Genomic DNA, 21603 nt, shown 5'->3' with positions numbered 1-21603 from the left:
AAAAACTGCGGGGAATCGCCGACGACTGTTCTCGTTCGTCGCTCGCGACGGGAACGGATCGACCACCAGTGACTCACCGCCGACACGCCGAGGCTGAGAACCCCAACGTCTCACGGCGCCACACCGCGAACGACGGACGTGTCAGGAGCGGGGGACGAATCGACGGAACCAAACCGTCTCATCGTGCGCTTTCGAACCATGAGCGAACGCGACATCGAGCGGCGGTGGTGGAAGGAGGCGGTCGTCTACCAGATATACCCACGGAGCTTCAACGACTCGGACGGGGACGGCATCGGCGATATTCCAGGCATCGTCGAGAAGGTCGAGTACCTCGACGACCTCGGCGTCGACGTCGTCTGGCTCTGCCCCGTGTACGACTCGCCCAACGCGGACAACGGGTACGACATCCGCGACTACCGGGCCATCATGGACGAGTTCGGGACGATGGCCGACTGGGAAACGTTGCTCGACGAACTCCACGCCCGTGACATCAAACTCATCATGGACCTCGTGGTGAACCACACCTCCGACGAACACGAGTGGTTCGTCAGGTCGCGCGTCGAAGAGGAGGGGTACGAGGACTTCTACTGGTGGCGCGAGGGCCGCGACGCCGACGAGGTGTCGTGGTCGGCGAAGGAGGGACCCGAGGGAGAGGCCCCACCGAACGCCTGGAAGTCGTTCTTCGGCGGCCCCGCGTGGGCGTACGACGACGGGCGGGAGGAGTGGTATCTCCACCTCTTCGACGTCAAGCAGCCGGACCTCAACTGGGAGAACCCTCGGGTCAGAGACGAAGTGTTCGACATGATGGAGTGGTGGTTCGACAAGGGTATCGACGGCTTCCGGATGGACGTCATCAACCTCGTCTCCAAGCCCGACGGGTTGCCGAACGACCCCGAGGATCCGTTCGGCGGTGCGATGTCGCAATCGACGAACGGCCCGCGAATCCACGAGTTCCTCTCGGAGATGAGCGAGCGCGTCCTCGACGACGAGTATCTCACGGTGGGGGAGATGCTCGGGCCGGAGATGCCGATGGCGCACGCGCGTCGCTACCTCGACCCGGACGAGGACGGCCTCTCGATGCTCTTTCACTTCGAGCACATGCTGCTCGACCGGGGCGACGCCATCTGGGAGCGCGGCGAGTGGGCGCTCTCGGATCTCAAGGCGGTGTTCAACCGCTGGGACGAAGGTCTAGAGGAGGTGGGGTGGAACTCGCTGTACCTCAACAACCACGACCAGCCGCGGATGGTGTCGCGGTTCGGGAACGACGGCGAGTACCGCCGGGAGTCGGCGAAGCTCCTCGGGACGCTCCTGCACACGCTTCGGGGGACGCCGTACATCTACCAGGGAGAGGAGCTGGGGATGACGAACTACCCGTTCGACTCCCTCGACGAGTTCCGCGACGTGGACACGCTCAACCCCCTTCGAAACGCCATCGCGGACGGCGACGTGGAGTCGTTCGACGCGGTGAAGGAGGTGGTCCGCGCGAACAGCCGCGACAACGCGCGGACGCCGGTGCAGTGGTCGTCCGATCCGAACGCGGGGTTCACCGACGGCGAGCCGTGGATTCCGGTCAACCCCAATTACGAGGAGGTGAACATCGAGTCCGAACGGCGCGACGACGACTCCGTCTGGCACTACTACCGCGACCTCATCAGCCTCCGCAGTGAGTACGACGTCGTCGTCTACGGCGAGTACGACCCGCTGTTCCCCGACGACGACACGGTGTGGGTGTACACCCGGACGCTCACGGGTGAGGAGAGCGACGAACAGCTTCTGGTCGCCCTGAACTTCTCCGACGACGAGGTCGCCGTCGGTCTCTCGGAGGTGGTCACGAGCGACCACGCCACGCTCCTCATCGGGAACTACGGAGACGGCGGCGACGGTGACGCGGGCGCCGACGCCGAGGGGGAACTCGCAGCGGGCGACCTCCACCTCCGACCGTGGGAGGCGCGAGTCTACCACCACGAGCGCTGATCGACTCACAACGCAGACGAGGCGTGCACACGAACCTCACACGCCGCGTGGACCGATGGAGAAAAGGATACTCGTTATCGAGTTTATTCAATGACTGTCCCTGACGACGACCGAGCGTGGTGGAAGGAATCCGTCGTCTACCAGATCTACCCTCGGAGCTTCAACGACAGCAACGGCGACGGTATCGGCGACCTGCAGGGAGTCGTCGAGAAACTCGACTACCTCGACGCACTGGGCGTCGACGTCGTCTGGCTCTGCCCCGTCTACGAGTCTCCCAACGTCGACAACGGCTACGACGTCTCCGACTACCGGGCGATTCTCGACACGTTCGGGACGATGGCCGACTGGGAGGCGTTGCTGGAGGGACTGCACGACCGTGGAATACGGCTCATCATGGACCTCGTGGTGAACCACACCTCCGACGAACACGCGTGGTTCCGGCGGTCGCGGGCCGAAGAGGAAGGGTACGAGGACTTCTACTTCTGGCGCGACGGCGAACCCGTTTCCGAGGCCGAGTACGAGGAGGGTCGCTACGACCCCGCCGAGTACGGTCTGCCGCGAGACGTCCGCGAGCGCCCACCGAACGATTGGGAGTCGTTCTTCGGCGGGTCGGCGTGGACGTTCGACGAGGAACGCGGGCAGTGGTACCTTCACGTGTTCGACGAGCGACAGCCGGACCTAAACTGGGCGAACCCCCGGGTGCGAGAGGAGGTGTTCGACATGATGGAGTTCTGGTTCGACAGGGGCATCGACGGCTTTCGGATGGACGTCATCAACCTCATCTCCAAGCCCGAGGAACTCCCGGACGGCGAGGACGAGACGGCCATCGTCCGCGGCGCGGACGAGTTCGTCAACGGCCCGCGCGTCCACGAGTACGTCCGACAGATCCACGACGAAGCCGTCCCCGACGACGCGATGACCGTCGGCGAGATGGTCGAGATGGACGTCGACGAGGCGAGACAGTTCCTCGGCGAGGACGGCGACGGCATGAGCATGGCGTTCAACTTCGACCACATGCGCCTCGACTTCGGCCCCGACGGGAGCCGCTGGTCGAAGGCCGACTGGAGCGTCCGAGAGCTGAAAGCGACCATCACGCGCTGGCAGGAGGGGCTCGACGGCGAGGGGTGGAACTCGCTGTACCTCAACAACCACGACGAACCGCGGATGGTCTCGCGCTTCGGCAGCGAGCGCTACCGGCGGGAGTCGGCGATGTTACTCGCGACGCTTCTGTACACGCTACAGGGCACGCCGTTCATCTACCAGGGCGAGGAAATCGGGATGACGAACTACCCCTTCACCTCGCTCGGAGAGGTCCGCGACGTCGACACGCTCAGGAACGTCGAGACGCTCGAACGGAGGGGACGCTTCGCCAGCGACGACGAACTCCTCGACCTCGTCCGGTATCGGTCCAGGGACAACGCGCGGACGCCGATGCAGTGGGATTCGAGCCTCAGCGCGGGATTCACCGACGGCGAGCCGTGGATTCCGGTCAACCCCAATCACGAGGAGGTGAACGTCGAGAGCGAGCGAGCGGACCCCGACTCCGTCTGGCACTACTACCGCGACCTCATCTCGCTGCGTCACGAGGAGGACGTCCTCGTGTACGGTTCGTACGACCTCCTTCTCCCCGAGCACGACCGCCTGTGGGTCTACACGCGGACGGTGACAGACGAGGACGGAACGATCGAGGAGCAGACGCTGACGGTGCTGAACTTCGGGGACACCGAGACGGAGTTCGAGCCGCCCGCGAGCGTCGCCGGAGACGCAGAGGAGGTCATCGTCTCGAACTACGACGTCGACTCGACGCGCGTCGAACGAGAGACGCTGCGGCCGTGGGAGGCGCGGGTGTACCGGCTAGCGTAGCTGGACGAGGGGACAGTAGGGCGGACACGGCGGCCTCGGTTTCGTTCCCGTTCGGGGTCACGACGCGGTGGACCGCACTCCGCGTGTCGCGCCGTGGTCGTCGGTCAGGTCATCGTCTCTCGTGGTGAGCGGCGTTGGTCCCGGGCTGGTATTTGAACGTTCGCGTCGGGGTGGATGTGCGAGTCGGTTCGATCCTACTGGCATCTGTGAGGGTGGACCTGCGGCCGTCCGTGAGCGTGGAGCGGGCCGCTGGGCGTTCGTGAGAGCGGATTCGAGACGGCGAGCACGAAAACCGCGCGGCCGCCAGGGCGGTGAAGCCACGGTCCTCCCCAGCCGATTCGGACCTCGCTCCCGCCGCTCGCTCGGTCCTCATCCCTCGCGCGACGGGGCGGCCGGAGTCGCCCCGGCCGCGCCACCGCAGTGCCCTGCTGGCGCACGGCGTCCCCTCGCGCGTCTGTCCGAAGACTCACCGCAGACGAAACGGTGAAACCCGGTCCCGGCGAGTTTCCGGTAGGAATGCTCACGAAGCGAATCATCCCCTGTATCGACGTCGACCTCGACGACGAGGGGAACGCGGCCGTCTACACGGGCGTCAACTTCGAGGACCTCAAGTACACCGGCGACCCCGTCGAGATGGCGAAGCGGTACAACGAGGCGGGCGCCGACGAGTTCGTCTTCCTCGACATCACCGCCTCGGCGGAGGGCAGAGAGACGATGCTCGACACGGTGTCGCAGGTCGCCGACGAGGTGTTCATCCCGCTCACGGTCGGCGGCGGCATCCGAACCAGAGAGGACATCAAAGAGACGCTCCGGGCGGGCGCGGACAAGGTGTCGATCAACACCGCCGCCCTCGAAAACCCCGACCTCATCGACGAGGGCGCGCGCGCGTTCGGCTCGCAGTGTATCGTCATCTCCGTCGACGCACGCCGCCGATACGACGAATCCGGCGAGTTCTACGAGGAGGTCGACGGCGAGTCGTGCTGGTTCGAGTGCACCGTGAAGGGCGGTCGCGAGGGAACCGGCGTCGACGTCGTCGAGTGGGCGAAGGAGGCCGAGTCGAGAGGTGCGGGCGAACTGTTCGTCAACAGCATCGACACCGACGGCACGAAGGACGGCTACGACATCCCGCTCACCCGAGCCGTCTGCGACACCGTCTCGACGCCCGTCATCGCCTCGTCGGGCTGTGGCGGTCCCGAACACGCCTACGAGGTGTTCACCGAGGCGAACGCCGACGCGGCGCTCGCGGCCTCGATCTTCCACTTCGACGAGTACACCATCCGCGAGGTCAAGGAGTACCTCGCCGAGCGCGACGTCCCGGTCCGTCTTCCGGAGTAGGGACGGGGGGACCGACAATCAGTGGGTGTAGACCTCGTACAGCGCCGCGAGGCCGGCCACGGCCACGACGAACCAGTAGCTCGCGATGCGGTAGAGGAGTGCGACGGCGGCGGCCGCCGAGGGTGCCGTCGGCGTGAGCGCGACGAGGAGGGCGACGACGGCCGCCTCGATGCCGCCGAGACCGCCCGGCGTCGGCGTCACGCCGGCGAGTGTACTCGCCGGGACGATGAACAATACCAACAACGGGTCCAGCGGGACGCCCAGCGACCGGCCGGCGAGGTACAGCGGCGCGGCGAAGAACACCCAGCCGGTGTACGCGAAGACGAGCGTGTACGCGAGGGTCCGCGGGTGTTCGGCGATGACGTCGAGGCGGCGGTAGAAGTCGACGACGCGGTGGCGGGCCGAGTCGACCGAGACGCGGTCGGTCCGGGCGGCGATGGGCGAGACGATTCGGACGACGGTCCGCCGGACGAGCGCCTCCTTCCGCCAACTCAAAAAGAGCAGTCCCGGCAGCACGAACGCCAGGACGGCGAGCCCGAGGACGAGCGCGTCGGCGCGCGACGGGAGAGAGCCGGTGGCCGTCAGCGCGACGAAGCCCACCCCCGCGAACGTGAAGAACGGGAGGAGGTTGAGCAGGTCGGCCGTGACGACGCCCGCGAGGCTCTCCTGATAGGAGGCGCGGTCGTCCGTCGAGAGCACGTACGCGATGAACGGGCCGCCGCCGGCCTTCCCGAACGGGGTGACGTAGTCGGCGAACGTCGCGGCGAAGTAGATCGGGACGAGCGAGCGAAACGGGATGTCGACGCCGAGAACGCCGAGGATGACGTCCCACGACTTCGTCCAGACCACCAGGCAGACCAGCGAGGAGAGACACGCCGGGACGACCCACCAGAGGTTCGCCTCGCCGAGGGCCGACGTGATCTCGCCCCACCCGATGACCCTCCCGAAGAGGTAGATGAGGACCAGAGCGGCGACGAGTCCGACGCCGACTTTCGCCAGCGTCCGCCGGTCGACGGAGGCGTTCGGTTCGCTCGCGGCCTCCGACGTGGACGTGGACGCGGACGGGGACGCTGATTTCGTGTCCGACATGGTGGACCAGAGAACGAGGACCGAAGACGCGGTCTCGCTGCTGACGAATCAGGATTCAGTGCCACCACGGTTAAACCGACGGCCTGCGAGCGCGAGTCAGTCGTCTCTCGGATGTCGAGCCGAACTCAGCGAACCGGGCTGAATTGAGTGAATCGAACCGAACTCAGAGCGCCGCCTCGAACGCGTCGCGGAACGCGGTCGTCATCTCCTGGACGCGCCCGGCCGCGTCGGCGAGCGCGTCGAGCGGGTCGACGCCCGATTCGGTCTTCAGCGTGAGGATCGGTTCGGTCTGTCCGCCGGACTGCTCGGGGTTGACGTCGTACGTCGCCGCGGCGACGCCCGGCGTCTCCAGGAGGCTTCCCTTGAGGACGTTCATGAACGTGTGGTCCTCGCCGGCGATCTCGAGGCGGAGTTGCTCGTCCGTCTTGTCGATGACCCGCAGTTCCATACCCTCTCGTTTTCCGGTGACGCGTTTCAACGTTTCGTGTCCGGTCGCGCCGCTCACGGCGCCGCGCGACTCGGTCCACGGTGGACCTGCCCGCTCACAGGGTGGGGAACAGCGACGCGACGTCCACCGCGGGGTCGACGAGACGGTACCCGTGGCCGTCACGCTCGACGGCGCCGGCGTGTGCGAGGTGGTCGAGGTGTGCCCACGCCTCGCCGGGACCGTGCAGGATGTGGATCTCCCTTAAGTCGCCGAAGAGGTGCGCCGAGACGGTCCAGACGTCGCACGGGCCGTGGTCGTCGAGCACGCCGACGACGCGGCGCGTCCGCTCGCGGTGGTGTTCGAGAATCGTCCGGGCTCGGTCGGTCGGCGCGTCGATGGGGTCGCGGTGACCGGGCCACGCGCGGCGCCATCCGGCGTCGACGACCCGTCCGAGGCTCTCGACGTACTGCTGGAGCGGGGCGTCGACGCGGAGGTCCGCGCCGCCGACGTTCGGCGTGTACTTCGGGAGGACGGCGTCGCCGACGAACGCCTCTTTCGCACCCTCGCGCTCGAACGCGAACCCACACAGGCCGGCCGCGTGTCCCGGCAGGTGGACGGCCGTGAGGTCGACGCCGCCGACGCGCAGGCGGTCGCCGTCCTCGATGGGAGAGACGTCGACCGGTTCGCCGCGGCCGTCGGAGTGCGTGTCGATGAACGAACGGAGCGCCTCGCGTGACTCGGCCGGGAGCCGCCACTCCTCGAAGCGTCGTTCCTCGCGGGCGCGGTAGTCCTCCCACGCCGACGCCGACCCCGAGACGAGGTCGGCGTCGGCGGCGTGGACGTGGACCGTCGCGCCGCTCTCGGCCTGGATCTCTCCGGCGAGACCCGCGTGGTCGGCGTGCCAGTGAGTGAGAACGACGTCGCCGACGTCGTCGAGGGCACAGCCGAGGTCACGCAGCCCCGATTCGAGTTCCGCTCTGGTCTCCGGGAGGGCAACGCCCGCGTCGACGAGTGCGAGTTCGTCCCCCTCGTGGAGCACGTAGACGTCGTTCTTTCCCTCGAAGACGGTGTTCCCAAGCTGGATACGTCGAACGTCCGTCCCCGGCGACGGACTCGAGTTCGTAGACATACCGTCCCCTCACGAGGGCGACGTAATGAGTGTTTCCGGGCGTAGACCACACGGTACCGGAGCGTGTGACCGACGAGAACGAGGACGTGATGCCGGTGAACGAAGGCAAACGGGGACCGCGGCTGAGGCGGGCCCCGGACTGACCAAGCCACTGCAAGGAGCACCAGTCCTGCAGGTGCCTGACGCGCCCGGCGGCATGTGACACCACGCGCGTCATTCCCCTATTGCAGAGATGTGCTGAAAAAGGTGGTGTTCCCGCCAATTACAACCATTGTTTCAGTACTGAGTATCATGTTGTTCGTTCGAGTAGGGAGATAACTGGATAATGTTAGATGACAACGTATCCCACACGGTCGTTCGTGTACGTTCCGGTCGAACGACGGTGTCGACTCCCGACGGCCGTGACGTCGGCTAACTGGGTCGAGAACGGACGCCGACTCGACCGCTGTCACCGGACGTGATACGGCTGGTCCCCGGCGAGGAACCGCCCGAGGTCGACCTCGCGGCGGTAGTCTGTCCGCTGGAGTTCGCGGAGGCCGTCGACGAGTCGGTCATGCTCCGCGTCGGTCCACTCCGCCGGGTCGAGGACGGGGACCACGAGAAAGCCCGACCCCAGAACCTCGGTGCCGTGCAGGGCGTGCAGGTCGAGTCCGTCGTCGGCCGGCCGCGCCGTGTGGTTCCTGAGGACGTACGCCGTCGCGCGCGCGCCGACCGGGAGCAGGACGTGCGCCGCGATGGCGCGGAGTTCGGCGTCGAGGTAGCGTTCGAGTTCCGTGTAGTCGGCCTCCGTCGGGGCGTCGCCGTCGGGGACGCACATGTGGAGGTACGAGAGGTAGGTTCGGTCGACCGTCGGTTCGTCGCCCGTGGTTTCGAGGAGTCCTGCCTCGGCGAGTGCGGCCTGGAGTCGGTGGCCAGCCTCGTTCGTGAACGGGACGCCGGTGTCGGCACCGCCGTGGACGCCGGGGTGGTCGCCGATGACGTGAAAGTGCGCGTTTGCGTCGCCGTAGCCGGGAACGAAGCGGGCACAGTCCGGTCGCATCCCGAAGGGGTTGCTCGTCCGGTCCGTGACGTTCTTCACGAGGCCGGATACGAACGGCGGTGGTTAAATCGCCGCGGTTTCGTGTCGGAATCGGCGGGAGACACCGGTCACGGGCGCGTGAGAACGGCGAGCGGAGAACGGAGGAGAACCGGCGACGGCTCAGGGACAGTTACAGTTCGACGCCCGAGGGGATGAGGCTCTCCGAGCGGAGGAGGTGGCCGTCGGCGTCGTAGACGAGGAACGTCTGTTTCTCGTAGACGGCGAGGTCGTCGCCGTCGAGCGTTATCTCGACCCGGTAGCGCCCGTCGTCCGCGTCGGCGTGCCGTCCGTACTCGCGTGCGGCCTTGATGAACCGGAAGACGTTCTCGGCGGACTCGTTGAGTTCGAGGATGAAGTCGCCGGTCAGCCGGTTCGTGACGCCGACCACGCCGCTCGGCTCGTCGGTGTCGCCGTCCTCGCCGTCGTCGAGCGTGTCGACGAGTCGGAACGCGACGTCAGTCTCGGCCGCGGAGAGGAGGTCACCGTCGGCGGTAGAGAGGCGCTCTGTGAGTGAGTCGTGCGGTCCGTGGAAATCGATTCGTACCAGCGGCTGCTGGGGAGTTCCGCCTTCGTCGACCCAATCGACGTCGTGGACGTCCAACGTGAAGTAATCGCGCCTCATTCGACGTGCGGGGGTAAGGTACGCCCCCGTATGAACGTAACGCCCGCTCCCGACAGCTTTTTTCGCTCTCGACGTGGCCTCCGGGTATGGTCTGGGTCCGCTCGGAGTACGCCGGGGAACTCGCCGTCCTGTCGACGTGGCTGTCGGCGTTCATCCCCTGGAACGTGATGCTCTCCTCGGTGGCGGGCGGGAGCGTGCTGTTCGTTCGCTTTCCCTTCCTCCAGATCAGGTACGCCTACGGCGTGCCGTTCGCCGAGGGGACCCTGATACTGGACCCGCTGTCGGCCATCTCGTTTCAGGCCGGCAACTCCATCGCCGTCGCCTACCAGGCGTGGGCCGTCGGCGCGGCCGTCTTCGCCGTCGCGTTCGTCTTCTCGATACTCTACTACCTCGCCGAAGCGCGCGTCGAGGCGCTCCCGGTCGACCCCGTCAGAGTCGTCGGCGCGCTCCTCGGACTGACGGGCGTCGTCCTCGCCGCCGCGACGTACCTGCTTCTCACCCGCGGCTTTCCCGGCATCCCCATCCCCCTCGGCGTGGTGTTCCTCCTCGTCTTCGGCGGGGTGCTCCTCACCATCGACCGGACCGACTGAGACGCTCTCAGTCTCACCCCTGAGAAGGCCGGACGAACGTTTTTATGCTCGGTCCGCTCACCTCCCGTCAGTATCAGGAGTCCGTAATGTCTCGGCAAACTACAGAGAAAGACGGGGAGGACCCGGTGTCGCCGACGGAGGAGGTCACGGGACCGCTCAGCGGACTGCGACGCGGCGTGCGGCGGGCACTCGGGATGGTCGGTATCGGCGGGTTCGAGTATCGCCCGTTGCAGCCGTCGGTGGACGGGCCACTGAGCGAGTTCTCGCTTCCGCCCGGTCACGATGAGGTCGAACGCTACTGGGTGAACGCGCCGTACACGTACGTCGTCGTCACCTACGACGAGGAGGCGAGCGAGCACCGGTACAACGTGGTCGAACCCGACCTCGACGCGTTCGGGAGGACGCTCCTCGAACGGGTCCGACGCGACATCCGCGACCCGCTCCTGTACCGGGACGGAACCGACGTACTGGACGCGATTGCACTCAGGGAAGAACTCGAATCGCTCCTCAACGAGTACGGCGTCGACATCGACGTCGGGACGTTCCACGCGCTGTGGTACTACCTCGTCCGTGACTTCCTCGGGTACGACCGGGTCACGCCGCTGATGAACGACCCCCACATCGAAGACATCTCGTGTGACGGCTACGACCTGCCCATCTTCGTCTACCACAGCGGCTACACCGACATCGAGACGAGCGTCACGTTCGACCAGGAGAAACTCGACAACTACGTCGTCCGACTCGCCCAGCGGTCGGGGCGACACGTCAGCGTCGGCGACCCCGTCGTCGGCACGACGCTCCCGAACGGGTCGCGCGCGGAGTTGGCTCTGGGCGAGGAGGTCACCCCCCGGGGGTCGGCCTTCACCCTCCGGATGTACGCCGACGAGCCCTTCACGCCAATCGACCTCATCGACTACGGGACGTTCTCGGTCGAGCAGATGGCGTACCTGTGGCTCTGTATCGAGAACAACCGCTCGCTCATCTTCGCCGGCGGGACGGCGTCGGGGAAGACGACGTCGATGAACGCCGTGTCGATGTTCATTCCGCCGCGGTCGAAAGTGCTGACCATCGAGGACACCCGCGAACTGACGCTGTATCACGACAACTGGCTCTCTTCTGTCACGCGAACCCGACTCCACGAGGGGGCGGACATCGACATGTACGACCTCCTCCGGTCGGCGCTCAGACACCGGCCCGAGTTCATCATCGTCGGCGAGGTGCGCGGCGAGGAGGCCGTGACGCTGTTCCAGGCGATGAACACCGGGCACACGACGTTCTCGACCATGCACGCCGACAGCGTCGAGACGGTGATCAACCGACTGGAGAACGAGCCCATCAACGTCCCGCGGGCCATGGTGCAGTCGCTGGACCTGCTGTGCGTGCAGACGCTCACGCGGTTCGACGGCGAGCGCGTTCGCCGCTCGAAGGGCATCGGCGAAATCGGCAGCATCGACCAGCGGACGGGCGAACTCGACTACTCGAACGCCTTCGCGTGGAACGCGGAGACGGACAGCTTCGACCGCTTCGACAGCACGCTCCTCGACGACATCCGCGACGACCGCGGCTGGACGCAGACGGAACTCCGCCGGGAGATGCGGAACCGCGAGCGCTTCCTCCGGTTCCTCGCGGAGCGCGGGGTGAACGACTACCGGACGTTCACCGCGCTCGTCAACGAGTACTACGTCCACCCCGACCGCGTCATGCAGCGCGTCGAGGAGGCCCGCGAGGCGGAGGTCCCCGCGGAGTAGTCATGGTGCTTCTCCTCGTCCCGCTCGTCCTCGTCGCTCTCCTCGGGGCGTTCGTCGCCCTCACGTTCCTCGACGACCGCCTCGACCGGCTTCTCACCCGGATGAGCCTCAGACTGTTCGGTTCGCTCCTCGACCGCGACGGGTCGCGCCGGAGGCGGGAGGTCGAACGGATGCGCGCCGCACACGTCGACCAGACCTACGGCCGGTTCGCCTCGCGTACCCTGTTCGTCTCGACCGCCCTCGGCGTCGTCGGCGCGGTCGGAGTCGTCTACGTCGGTGGACTCCTGCTCGTCCTCCTCGACGTGCGCCCGACGGCGCTCGCCAGTGCCGCCGGGCTGTCCGGACCGGCGGTCGGCGTGTTCTTCGCGGGGGACAGCGTCGCGCAGGTGACGGTCCTCGGACTGCTCGGCTCGCTTGTCGTCGCCGTCCTGGCCCTCGGGCTCCCGGCAGCGGTCGTCGGCTACTGGGGACGCTGGCTCTACCTCGACCAAGTGGCGAGCGCGCGGGCGAACCGCATCGACACGACGCTCCCGCGGACCGTCGCGTTCATCTACGCGCTGTCGCGCTCGGGGATGCCGTTCCCGAAGGTGCTGGAGACGCTCGCGGCGAACCGCGAGGTGTACGGCGAGGCCGCCGAGGAGTTCGCCGTCGCCGTCCGCGACACGAACACGTTCGGGACCGACATCATCACCGCGCTCGAAGACACCGCGAGGCGGACGCCGAGCGACGGACTCGAGGAGTTCGCCGAGAACCTCGCGAGCGTCCTCGGCTCCGGTCGGGCGCTCTCGTCGTTCCTCCACGAGCAGTACGAGCGCTACCAGGACGAAATCGCCGCCCAGCAGCAGACGTACCTCGAACTGCTCGAGACGTTCGCGGAGATATACGTCACCGTCCTCGTCGCGGGGCCGCTCTTTTTCATCACGGTCCTCGTCGTCATCGGCCTCGTCATCTCCGACACCCTGCCCCTGATTCAGGTCGTCACCTACCTCGGCATCCCGCTCGCGAGTGTCGCGTTCATCGTCTACATCGACAGCATCACCGACTCGCTCCGGGCGTCGAGTTGGCAGAGCGACCTCGACATCGAGAGCGAGGCGACGGGGGAGGGCCTGCCCGGACACGCGGCGGCACGCACGGCGGCGACCGACGGCGGAACCGCCGACGCCGACGCGGCGCGCGACGCCCGGAACTACGCGCAACTGCGCGCGTACGACCGGGCCGCACCCATCCGCGCGTGGCTCGACGACCCGAAGGGGAAACTGCTGCAGGACCCGATCGTCACGCTGTATCTCACGATACCCGTCGCGCTCGTGTGGGTCGCGCTCACCTTCGACCGAACGGTCGTCTTCACGACCGGCGTCCCGACCATGCAGGGGTTGCAGGCGTACCGGCTGGTCGACGTCGTCGACAAGCCGCTGGTCGAGGCGCTGTTGCTCGTCATGGGCCTGTTGTCGCTCGTCTACGAGCTTCGAAAGCGGACCTACCGCGACATCGAGAACGCGACGCCCGACTTCCTCGACCGGATGGCGAGCGTCAACGAGGCGGGGCTGACAGTCGTCTCGAGTATCAAGCGCGTCTCCCAGACCGACCTCGGGGCGCTCGGCACTGAACTCCGGCGGGCACACCGTGACATCGAGTACGGCGCGGACGTCGCGAGCGCACTCCAGCGCATGGCCAACCGGACGCGAGCACCGATGCTCACGCGGTCGGTCGCGCTCGTCACCAACGCGATGGGTGCCAGCGGCGACATCTCCCCGGTCCTGCGCATCGCCGCCAACGAGACCGAGGACACGCGGTCGCTCCGGGAGGAACGCCGCCAGCAGATGCTGACCTACCTCGTCGTCATCTACGTTTCCTTCTTCGTCTTCCTCGGCATCATCGTCGCGCTCACCGTCTCGTTCGTCCCCGCCATCGAGTCGGCGAGCCAGAGCGCCGCGTTCTCGGGTGACTCGGTCGCCTCGTCCAGCGTCTTCTCGGGCCTCGGGGAGGTCAACACCGACGCGTACTCGCTCCTGTTCTTCCACGTCACGCTCGTCCAGGGGGTCTTCTCGGGACTCATCGCGGGCCAACTCGGCGAGGGGAGCGTCGCCGACGGTCTCAAACACGCGACGCTCCTGGTGTTCGTCACCTACGTCGTGTTCCAGATCGTCTGAGTTCGTGGTCCGCGACGCGAGTGACGGACTTTTTGTCGACGCTCCTCGGAGTCCACGCATGGACGGCGACGCCGCAGAGGGGGGCAACGTGGTCAACACGATGCGGACGTACGACCGGATCGCGACGCACTTCGCCGCCACGCGCGAGTACGCCTGGCCCGAGGTCGAGACGTTCCTCGCCGAACGCCGCGGTGCGCTGGCGCTCGACGTCGGCTGTGGGAACGGACGCCACACCGAACTCCTGGCCGACCACGCCGAACGGGTCGTCGGTCTCGACGTCAGCCGGGGACTGCTCGGGGAGGCGCGCGCGCGAGCCACGGACCGGGGGTTCGACGCGGCGTTCCTGCAGGGTGACGCCGCCGCGCTTCCCCTCCAGACAGAGACGGTCGACCTCGCGGTGTACGTCGCCGCCGTACACCACCTCACCCCGCGTGCGCGCCGCGTCGCGAGCCTCGACGAACTCGCGCGGGTTCTCACACGCGGAGGACGGGGACTGGTGAGCGCGTGGTCGACGACCCACGACCGGTTCGCAGAGCAAGAGAGTGACAGGGGGTTCGACACCACCGTCGACTGGACGCTGCCCGGCGGCGAGACCGTCCCGCGATTTTACCACATCTACGCGCCCGCGGAGTTCGAGGCGGACCTCGACGCCTCGGCGCTCGTCGTCCACGACGTGTTCGTCTCCAGCGGTAACTGCTACGCCGTCGTCGGAACGGACGGACATCGGGGCTGACCCTCTGCCCGCGCGTCACGCGGAGGCGGCCGTCCGGAGCGGGTCCGCTCGTACCGAGATCGTGTGCGTTGTCAACACGGACCGGCTGGATTCGATCGACGCACGAACGTCCGGCGTTTATCTTTCCGCAGTCCAAGGGGAGAGTGATGACTGATTCCTCTTCCGCAGCGGAGTTCGAGGTGATCGTCGTCGGCGGGGGCCCCGCCGGCCTGACCTCGGCGCTGTACACCACGCGACTGGGACACGACACCGCGCTCGTCGACCGAGGTGGCGGGCGCGCCGCGATGATGCTCGACACCCACAACGTCATCGGCGTGCCCGAGTCGGTGTCGGGCAACGAGTTCCTCCAGACCGCCCGCGACCAGCTAGAGGAGTACGGCACCTCTCTGATCCGGGACTTCGTCACCGACGTCGAGCGGACCGACGACGGCCGGTTCCGTCTCGCCGGGAACGAGGGAGAGTACGTCGCCGAGCGCGTCGTCCTCGCGACGGGCTTCAACGACGAGCGCCCGGACCCGCCGCTCCCGCGGACGGGTCGTGGCCTCCACTACTGTCTGCACTGTGACGCGTACATGTTCGTCGACGAGTCGGTGTACGTGATGGGTCACTCCGACTCCGCGGCGTACGTGGCGATGATCATGCTCAACTTCACCGACGAGGTCGACCTGCTCCTCCGGGGAGACGAGCCGACGTGGAGCGACGACACCGACACACTCGTCCGCGCACACCCGGTCGATATCGTCGAGGAGGACGTCGTCGGCCTCACGAAGGACGACGACGGCTGGCTGGAGAGCTTCGAGTTCGAGGACGGGACTGTGAGAGAGTACAAGGGCGGCTTCGCCATGTACGGCTCGAACTACAACACCGACCTCGCCGAGCAACTCGGCGTCGGCCTGAACGACGACGGCACCATCGACGCGGACGACCACGGCCGCACGTCGGTGGATGGAGTGTACGCCGTCGGCGACATCGTCCCCGGCCACAACCAGATTCCGGTGGCGATGGGGATGGGCGCGAAGGCGGGCATCGCCATCCACATGGAGCTTCGGGAGTTCCCCAAGTCGCTGGAGGAGATCGAGGCGGAGGGACCGGTCGACGCGGAGACGGTTCCCTCGATTTCGGACGAGTTGCGGGAGACGGCGCGGACACACGGCGACGATTAGCTGGACTCAGAGACAGCCCGTCGTCTTCAGGTGGTGTCGCGGGTTCGGAGGCGAGACGAGACGGTGTCGCCCGTGAACACAGCGTCCCGGAGAAGCGACTCGCTAGGGTGGTGATGCCTCGTCCACCGAAGCGGCAGAGCCGCTTCGAGCCGTTCGCTCGTTGCACTCGCGAAGACCCCCCAGCCGATTGCGCTCCTCGCGCCTGCGGCGCTTCGGTGCTCATCCCTCGCGCGTGAGGCGCGGCCACGGAGCCCGCGCCGTCACACGCCACGCTGTCGAGTAACGTAAGGTCCTTATTCCGGGGTCGGATACGAGAGAACGACGCTGGCTTCCACTCGTGTGAGCGCCGGTGTCTCCACCGAACGAAAGGAGGTGGAGGCTCGGCGCGCGAGTGAGCGCAGCGAACGAGCGCGCCGGTGGTCTAGTGGTAGGACCTGAGCCTTCCAAGCTCATGGCCCGGGTTCGAATCCCGGCCGGCGCATACCGACTCGAACGTAGTGAGAGGCGTGTATGCGCCTCGACGGGATTCTGAACCCTGCCAGTCGCGCGCAGCGAGGCACGAGCGAGCACGTCTGGCTTCGGTTCGATATCCCGGCCGGCGCATTCTGCGAACCCGACTCCCGAGCGGCGCGTCTCGACCGTTTTCACCGACTCGCAGCCACCATCGCAACTTTTCATATTGGAGAACCAACACGAACCATGGCATCCAGACTCCTCACGCTCGCCGGACTGATCGAGGCGCTGTTTCCCGGCCGCATCGTCGCCGTCGCCGAGCGACTCGCGTTCGACGACCGCGGCGAGGCGGAACTCCGCTCGTGGATTCGCCCTGCGACTCGAATCGAGGGGGTACTCTGGGTACTGCTCTCCCGACGCAGTACGTCGTCACTGCTCCGAGTGCCGGTCGGGCTACTGGGCGTTCTCATCGCCGTCGCGCCGCGGCGGGCCGCTGACCTGGGCTTGAAGCTGGCGTACGAGCGAAGCGAGACCATCGAACTGGCCTCGTGGGTCGTTCCGGCGGCGCGTGTCATCGGGCTCGCGTACGTCCTCATCGGCCTTCGGACCGTCCTCGGGAGGGGTACGTCGGCCGAGACAGCGGACGAGTCGGGAGCGTCGGCCGGCGGAGCGTCCACGGCCGACACGGGCGCACAGGAGTGAGCCACGACCGATTTCCAAGGGAATTTGTCGGTCGGCGCTATCGTCTCCGATATGAGCCACGACCACTCCGACAGTCCCGAACAGATCCTCACCGACCTCCTCGCTGGAAACGACCGCCACGTCGCCCAGCACGACGAATCGGAGTTCGACGCCGTCCGCGACGCCCAGTCTCCGCCGGTGGTCTCCGTCTGCTGTTCGGACTCGCGCGTCTCCCAGGAGGGGATGTGGGACGTCTCCGAGCCGGGACAGCTCTTCACCGTCGCGAACATCGGCAACCGCTCCACGGTGGAGGTCGACGGCGAGCGCGTCCTCGACGGGGGCGTCGCGTATCCGGTGACGTTCACCGACACGGGCGTGGTCGCGGTCGTCGGCCACACGGGCTGTGGGGCCGTCACCGCCGCCTACGAGGTCGTCACGGGTGAGACCGAACTGGAGAGTCTCCCGCCGGGCGTCCAGCAGGACCTCGACTCGCTCATTACGATGGTCGAGGAGGCCCCCGTCGACCTCGGCGGCGAGAAGAGCGCCGTCGTCGACCGCCTCGTCGAGTACAACGTCCGCGAGCAGTGCGAGTTCGTCTCGGGGGAGACGGACGCCGCCGTCTACGGCTTCGTCTACGACTTCCACCACCGCTACGGCGACCAGGACGGACGGACCTACCTCGTAGCGGCGGGCGACGGCGACCCGGCCGACCTGGTGGGGAAGGAGCACCGTGACGCCGTTCGGTCGCTGCTCTGAGCGTTCGACTCGCCGGGCGACGCACTCATCGGACGACGCGTTCCTCGCTACGCCGACCGCGCCGCCTCGACGGCCTCGGTGAACGCGCGGGCGTTCTCGGTGATGGTCTCGAAGTCGCCGGACTCGACTGCGTCGCCGGGAACCAGGGCACTGCCCGCACCCACCACCTCGGCACCGGCGCGAATGAAGTCGCCCGCGTTGTCGGCGTCGACGCCGCCCGTGGGCATGAGCGGAATCTGCGGCAGCGGGCCCTTGATGCCGCCCAGGTGCCCAGGCCCTCCTGAAGACGCGGGGAATATCTTCACGAAATCCGCGCCGGCCTCGTAGGCGGTGAGCGCTTCAGTTGGAGTAAACGCCCCCGGCGCGACGAGCGTCCCGTACCGGTTGCAGACGTCGACGACGTCCTCCTCGACGGTGGGGCCGACGACGAACTCCGCGCCCGCGCGGATGGTGTCGAGCGCCGTCGAGCCGTCGAGGACGGTCCCGGCGCCGACGATGACCTCGTCGTCGAAGCTCCCGACGACCGACTCGATCATCGCCAGCGCGTCGGGGTTGTCCGCGGTGATCTCGATGGCAGTGACGCCGCCCTCCCGGAGGGCGTCGACCGTCTTGACGAGGGTGTCGGCGTCCGCGCCGCGCATCACCGCGACGGTCCCGCTCTCGGAGAGGCGCTGCATCGCGTCGTGCTTGTCGAGGCTCATACCCGTGGCTGTGCCCGACTCGATATTAAAGCCCGGCGAGTGAGCGGTTAACGTGGGAGGATCCGGTACGAGGATGCGCCGAGCGGTCAGCAGTGCCGTGCGGGTTCACGGGAGGGGGGTTCCATGGGAGGCAGGTTCACCAGATGTGCCGGAGAGCACGGAGACCGCATGACGTCACGCGCCACCGCACCGTGTCATGGCGGTCGGCGCGTGAGAGCGAGTGACTGCAAGGAGCGAGCGAACGCGCGAGGTCTTCGTGGAGGAACTGAACGAAGGCTCGGAGCGGCACAGTCGCTCCGGGGGCCGCGGTCGGGTCCCGTTCCGACCGCACCGGGTGGGGAGAGGTGAGGCCTGCGGTCACGCCGCGTCCGTGTACTGCGCGGCCTTCTGGACCGTGTCGGTCGGTGCATCGGCGAGTCCACACCCGCCTATCGAACCATTACAGGAGACGAGACGACCGAACCACGTCGGTCCACGCTGATTCGCGCCCCGTGTTACCGCACGACACCGTCATATACGCTCGGCACTTACCTGAGGTAAGCGCCCACGCCGTGTGCGGGCCAAAACCCGGCCACAGCGGCGGCGGGCGCGCGTACCACATGCACGCCGACATCGACTACGAACGGTTGTACCGCGACACCATCCCCTCGGTGGTGTCGGTGTACGTCGGACGCGGTGCCCCCGCACGGGGCGCCGGCTCCGGATTCGTCTACGGCTTCGCGGACGAAGCGACGAGCGAGAGCGGGGAGCAAGACGGCTACGTCGTGACGAACGACCACGTCGTCACCGACGCGACTGACGTCGAGGTCCGGTTCGCCGACGGCCAATGGCGGACCGGGCGCGTCGTCGGACGCGACTCCTACACCGACCTCGCCGTCGTCCGGGTGCCGGACCTGCCGACGACGGCGCGGCCCCTCCCGGTCGCCACGGAGAACCCACAACCGGGCCGGCCCGTCGCCGCGCTCGGCAATCCGCTCGGTCTCGACGGCTCCATCTCCGCGGGCATCGTCAGCGGGTCGAACCGCTCGATGCGGACGTCGAGCGGCTTCGCCATCCCCGACGTCGTCCAGACGGACGCGCCCATCAATCCGGGCAACTCGGGCGGGCCGCTCGTCGCGCTCGTCGTCGGAGCGGAGGACGACGCCCTCGAACCGGCCTACGAAGTCGTCGGCGTCAACCGCGCGCGGCAGGGCGACAACATCGGCTTCGCCGTCTCGCCGGTCATCGTCTCGCGCGTCGTCCCGTCGCTCGTCGAGGAGGGACGGTACCGCCACTCGTACCTCCGGACCCGGACGCTCGACGTGACGCCGACCATCGCGGCGGCGAACGACCTCGACGAGCCCCGGGGCGTCCTCGTCGTCGACGTCGCCACGGGGCCGACGGCGGGCGACAGGCTCCGGCGGTCGACCGAGACCCGGACGCTCCACGGCCAGCGCGTCCCCGTCGGCGGCGACGTCATCGTCGGCATCAACGGCCACGAGATACACACCCACGAGGAGCTGATGCGGTATCTCATCACTGAGACGCGGCCGCACGAGCCGGTCGGCGTCGACATCGTCCGCGGCGGGACACCGCAGACGCTCGAAGTCGTCCTCGGCGAGCGACCCGACCCCGACGGACGGATCCCCGTGAACTGATCCCGCACTTCGGAGAGAACGCGGAGGTTCTGAGACTCAAGACTGATATCCCGACGCGAACGCTCAAGAACTCGGCCCCGGAACGGGCCCTACATGGACCACTCCCGACGACGGGTGCTCGCTCTCACGTCGTCGCTCTCGTTCCCGCTGCTGGCGGGATGTACCGGAATGCTCGGATCGGGCGGCGGCAGCGACGACGACGGTGCCAGCGAGAGCGGCGGCGGCGACAGCGAGGGTGGCGGAGACTCGAACGAGGCGACGGAGACGCCGACCCCGACGGAGACGCCGACGCCCACGCCCGAACCCGAATCCGAGTTCCTCGTTCGGACCCGAAACGTGATGGACGAGATCCGCTGGTTCGGAACCGAGTACCAGCGCGCGAGGCGTCGCTATCTGCTCGCGGTCAAACCGGTCGCCGAAACCGTCGCGAAGCTCAAAGAGGTGAACACCCTCACGATGGGCGACGTGGAGGAACTCCGCTCGAAGACGACCGAACTCGCAGAGTTCGTGACGGAGGACCTCGCGCCGCACTTCGAACTCGACGCGGCCCTTCGACGCGGGAACAACGTCTACGTCCGCAACTTCGAGGCGGCGGTCGAGCAGGACGACACGGCGGCCCAAGAGGACGCGCTGAACCGACTCGACGTGTTCTACACCCGCGTGACGAACGAGTCGTACCTCGACCAGAACCTCTCGGCACACCCCATCGAAGACCCGCTCCACAGCCTCCTCATGTCGGGCGGCGGCGAGCAGGCGATCTTCGGCGTGAGCTACCCACCGGGGGACAACTTCACGACACAGACGTTCTCCGACGAGTACAGCGACCGCGCGAGCGACTCGGTTCGTCCGCACGCACACGAGTTCGCGACCGGGCAGCGCGTCTACGCACACGCACACGTCTACGACGCCGGTCACGACATCTACGACCACGAGAACGAGCGCCCGAACGGGTACATCTACGCGTTCTCCGACGGGGCGGTCGACATCCTCGAAGACACGCAGGCGTGGCGCGAACGCGTCGGCGACTACGAACCGGCGTACACGAACGTGTTCGACGCGACGGTCGCCCGCGAGGGGCGGGTCGACCACGCGTACGTCGTGGCGAACAGGCTCGTCACCGGCACCGACAACGACGAGCAGTTCGCGGGCGTCCCCGTCTTCCTCCAGCGGTTCGAGAACGAGGAGGCGGCCGCGGCGGCGGTGGAGACGCTCCTCTCGACGACGCTCGGTGAGGACGGAACGACGAGCATGGCCAACCGGGAGTGGACGCGCGTGTACTACGACTACGACGGGCCGAACCTCTACGCGAACCTCCACCAGGTCGGCGAGTTCGTCATCGCGACGGGCGTCTCACCGCGGCCACACCGCGACCGGAGCCAGGACCAGCAGTGGCCCGGGCAACTCAAGCTCTCGTGGCTCGGCATCGAGGAACCCGCGACGGCGACGCCGACGCCGCAGGGTGACGGCTGACGCT

Annotated in this window: 18 protein-coding genes and 1 tRNA gene; 13 read left to right on the top strand and 6 right to left on the bottom strand. The window is 67.4% G+C overall.

Features of this window, described 5'->3' with window-relative positions:
- Positions 1-198 precede the first annotated feature (198 nt).
- From C2R22_RS06625 to hisF, 3 genes are all read left to right on the top strand, one after another.
- Complete coding sequence (locus tag C2R22_RS06625) at positions 199-1974, top strand: glycoside hydrolase family 13 protein (RefSeq protein ID WP_103425060.1); 1776 nt, start codon at positions 199-201, stop codon at positions 1972-1974.
- 90 nt (positions 1975-2064) lie between these two features.
- The gene (locus C2R22_RS06620; RefSeq protein WP_103425059.1) at positions 2065-3837 is read left to right on the top strand and encodes an alpha-glucosidase; all 1773 of its coding nucleotides are present in this window, start codon (positions 2065-2067) and stop codon (positions 3835-3837) included.
- Positions 3838-4353: 516 nt separating this feature from the next.
- Positions 4354-5172 (top strand): imidazole glycerol phosphate synthase subunit HisF, encoded by an 819-nt coding sequence (gene hisF, locus C2R22_RS06615; protein ID WP_103425058.1) that lies wholly within the window; start codon positions 4354-4356, stop codon positions 5170-5172.
- 18 nt (positions 5173-5190) lie between these two features.
- Here hisF and C2R22_RS06610 read toward each other — a convergent pair whose 3' ends face one another.
- The 5 genes from C2R22_RS06610 to C2R22_RS06590 form a co-directional block, all read right to left on the bottom strand.
- Positions 5191-6261, bottom strand: a complete 1071-nt coding sequence (locus tag C2R22_RS06610) for a lysylphosphatidylglycerol synthase transmembrane domain-containing protein (protein ID WP_103425057.1) — start codon at positions 6259-6261, stop codon at positions 5191-5193.
- Positions 6262-6424: 163 nt separating this feature from the next.
- Positions 6425-6709 carry a DNA-directed RNA polymerase subunit L gene (locus tag C2R22_RS06605; RefSeq protein ID WP_103427597.1) on the bottom strand — a complete coding sequence of 95 codons (285 nt, stop codon included), beginning with the start codon at positions 6707-6709 and terminating at the stop codon, positions 6425-6427.
- Positions 6710-6803: 94 nt separating this feature from the next.
- A complete protein-coding gene (locus tag C2R22_RS06600; RefSeq protein ID WP_103425056.1) occupies positions 6804-7817 on the bottom strand; it encodes an MBL fold metallo-hydrolase in 1014 nt (337 codons plus the stop codon).
- Positions 7818-8265: 448 nt separating this feature from the next.
- Positions 8266-8895, bottom strand: coding sequence for a uracil-DNA glycosylase family protein (locus C2R22_RS06595; protein ID WP_245902909.1), 630 nt, complete (start codon positions 8893-8895; stop codon positions 8266-8268).
- 130 nt (positions 8896-9025) lie between these two features.
- Positions 9026-9517: a DUF5793 family protein gene (locus C2R22_RS06590; protein WP_103425055.1), complete on the bottom strand. Its 492-nt coding sequence runs from the start codon at positions 9515-9517 to the stop codon at positions 9026-9028.
- A gap of 86 nt (positions 9518-9603) precedes the next feature.
- Here C2R22_RS06590 and C2R22_RS06585 point away from each other — a divergent pair, with 86 nt between their 5' ends.
- The 8 genes from C2R22_RS06585 (at position 9604) to C2R22_RS06550 (ending at position 17791) form a co-directional block, all read left to right on the top strand.
- Entirely contained in the window at positions 9604-10107 is a 504-nt protein-coding gene (locus C2R22_RS06585; protein ID WP_103425054.1) for a DUF7549 family protein, read from the top strand.
- A gap of 86 nt (positions 10108-10193) precedes the next feature.
- Positions 10194-11855, top strand: coding sequence for a type II/IV secretion system ATPase subunit (locus tag C2R22_RS06580; protein WP_103427595.1), 1662 nt, complete (start codon positions 10194-10196; stop codon positions 11853-11855).
- A gap of 2 nt (positions 11856-11857) precedes the next feature.
- Positions 11858-14005, top strand: a complete 2148-nt coding sequence (locus C2R22_RS06575; protein WP_103425053.1) for a type II secretion system F family protein — start codon at positions 11858-11860, stop codon at positions 14003-14005.
- 58 nt (positions 14006-14063) lie between these two features.
- Positions 14064-14738, top strand: a complete 675-nt coding sequence (locus C2R22_RS06570) for a class I SAM-dependent methyltransferase (RefSeq protein ID WP_103425052.1) — start codon at positions 14064-14066, stop codon at positions 14736-14738.
- 146 nt (positions 14739-14884) lie between these two features.
- The gene (locus C2R22_RS06565) at positions 14885-15901 is read left to right on the top strand and encodes an NAD(P)/FAD-dependent oxidoreductase (RefSeq protein ID WP_103425051.1); all 1017 of its coding nucleotides are present in this window, start codon (positions 14885-14887) and stop codon (positions 15899-15901) included.
- A gap of 410 nt (positions 15902-16311) precedes the next feature.
- Positions 16312-16382, top strand: a tRNA-Gly gene (locus tag C2R22_RS06560).
- 218 nt (positions 16383-16600) lie between these two features.
- Positions 16601-17056: a hypothetical protein gene (locus C2R22_RS06555; protein WP_103425050.1), complete on the top strand. Its 456-nt coding sequence runs from the start codon at positions 16601-16603 to the stop codon at positions 17054-17056.
- A gap of 51 nt (positions 17057-17107) precedes the next feature.
- Complete coding sequence (locus C2R22_RS06550) at positions 17108-17791, top strand: carbonic anhydrase (RefSeq protein ID WP_103425049.1); 684 nt, start codon at positions 17108-17110, stop codon at positions 17789-17791.
- Positions 17792-17838: 47 nt separating this feature from the next.
- Here the strand turns inward: C2R22_RS06550 and C2R22_RS06545 are convergent, their stop codons facing one another.
- Positions 17839-18492: a bifunctional 4-hydroxy-2-oxoglutarate aldolase/2-dehydro-3-deoxy-phosphogluconate aldolase gene (locus C2R22_RS06545; protein WP_103425048.1), complete on the bottom strand. Its 654-nt coding sequence runs from the start codon at positions 18490-18492 to the stop codon at positions 17839-17841.
- 599 nt (positions 18493-19091) lie between these two features.
- On the opposite strand from C2R22_RS06545, the gene C2R22_RS06540 reads away from it, so the two are divergent.
- Positions 19092-20129 (top strand): S1C family serine protease, encoded by a 1038-nt coding sequence (locus C2R22_RS06540; protein ID WP_103425047.1) that lies wholly within the window; start codon positions 19092-19094, stop codon positions 20127-20129.
- Positions 20130-20222: 93 nt separating this feature from the next.
- Positions 20223-21599 (top strand): hypothetical protein, encoded by a 1377-nt coding sequence (locus C2R22_RS06535; RefSeq protein WP_103425046.1) that lies wholly within the window; start codon positions 20223-20225, stop codon positions 21597-21599.
- Positions 21600-21603 lie beyond the last annotated feature (4 nt).

The sequence above is a fragment of the Salinigranum rubrum genome (genome assembly GCF_002906575.1).
GTDB lineage: Archaea > Halobacteriota > Halobacteria > Halobacteriales > Haloferacaceae > Salinigranum > Salinigranum rubrum.
This window is presented reverse-complemented; position numbering and strand designations above follow the sequence as displayed.

What these genes read in the sequence shown, in the direction of transcription:
- C2R22_RS06555 (WP_103425050.1), top strand. Translation starts at nt 16,601, where the DNA reads ATGGCATCCAGACTCCTCACGCTCGCCGGACTGATCGAGGCGCTGTTT.
- C2R22_RS06610 (WP_103425057.1), bottom strand. Translation starts at nt 6,261, where the DNA reads ATGTCGGACACGAAATCAGCGTCCCCGTCCGCGTCCACGTCCACGTCG.
- C2R22_RS06580 (WP_103427595.1), top strand. Translation starts at nt 10,194, where the DNA reads ATGTCTCGGCAAACTACAGAGAAAGACGGGGAGGACCCGGTGTCGCCG.
- C2R22_RS06565 (WP_103425051.1), top strand. Translation starts at nt 14,885, where the DNA reads ATGACTGATTCCTCTTCCGCAGCGGAGTTCGAGGTGATCGTCGTCGGC.
- C2R22_RS06550 (WP_103425049.1), top strand. Translation starts at nt 17,108, where the DNA reads ATGAGCCACGACCACTCCGACAGTCCCGAACAGATCCTCACCGACCTC.
- C2R22_RS06605 (WP_103427597.1), bottom strand. Translation starts at nt 6,709, where the DNA reads ATGGAACTGCGGGTCATCGACAAGACGGACGAGCAACTCCGCCTCGAG.
- C2R22_RS06590 (WP_103425055.1), bottom strand. Translation starts at nt 9,517, where the DNA reads ATGAGGCGCGATTACTTCACGTTGGACGTCCACGACGTCGATTGGGTC.
- C2R22_RS06600 (WP_103425056.1), bottom strand. Translation starts at nt 7,817, where the DNA reads ATGTCTACGAACTCGAGTCCGTCGCCGGGGACGGACGTTCGACGTATC.
- hisF (WP_103425058.1), top strand. Translation starts at nt 4,354, where the DNA reads ATGCTCACGAAGCGAATCATCCCCTGTATCGACGTCGACCTCGACGAC.
- C2R22_RS06625 (WP_103425060.1), top strand. Translation starts at nt 199, where the DNA reads ATGAGCGAACGCGACATCGAGCGGCGGTGGTGGAAGGAGGCGGTCGTC.
- C2R22_RS06575 (WP_103425053.1), top strand. Translation starts at nt 11,858, where the DNA reads ATGGTGCTTCTCCTCGTCCCGCTCGTCCTCGTCGCTCTCCTCGGGGCG.
- C2R22_RS06535 (WP_103425046.1), top strand. Translation starts at nt 20,223, where the DNA reads ATGGACCACTCCCGACGACGGGTGCTCGCTCTCACGTCGTCGCTCTCG.
- C2R22_RS06570 (WP_103425052.1), top strand. Translation starts at nt 14,064, where the DNA reads ATGGACGGCGACGCCGCAGAGGGGGGCAACGTGGTCAACACGATGCGG.
- C2R22_RS06540 (WP_103425047.1), top strand. Translation starts at nt 19,092, where the DNA reads ATGCACGCCGACATCGACTACGAACGGTTGTACCGCGACACCATCCCC.
- C2R22_RS06620 (WP_103425059.1), top strand. Translation starts at nt 2,065, where the DNA reads ATGACTGTCCCTGACGACGACCGAGCGTGGTGGAAGGAATCCGTCGTC.
- C2R22_RS06545 (WP_103425048.1), bottom strand. Translation starts at nt 18,492, where the DNA reads ATGAGCCTCGACAAGCACGACGCGATGCAGCGCCTCTCCGAGAGCGGG.
- C2R22_RS06585 (WP_103425054.1), top strand. Translation starts at nt 9,604, where the DNA reads ATGGTCTGGGTCCGCTCGGAGTACGCCGGGGAACTCGCCGTCCTGTCG.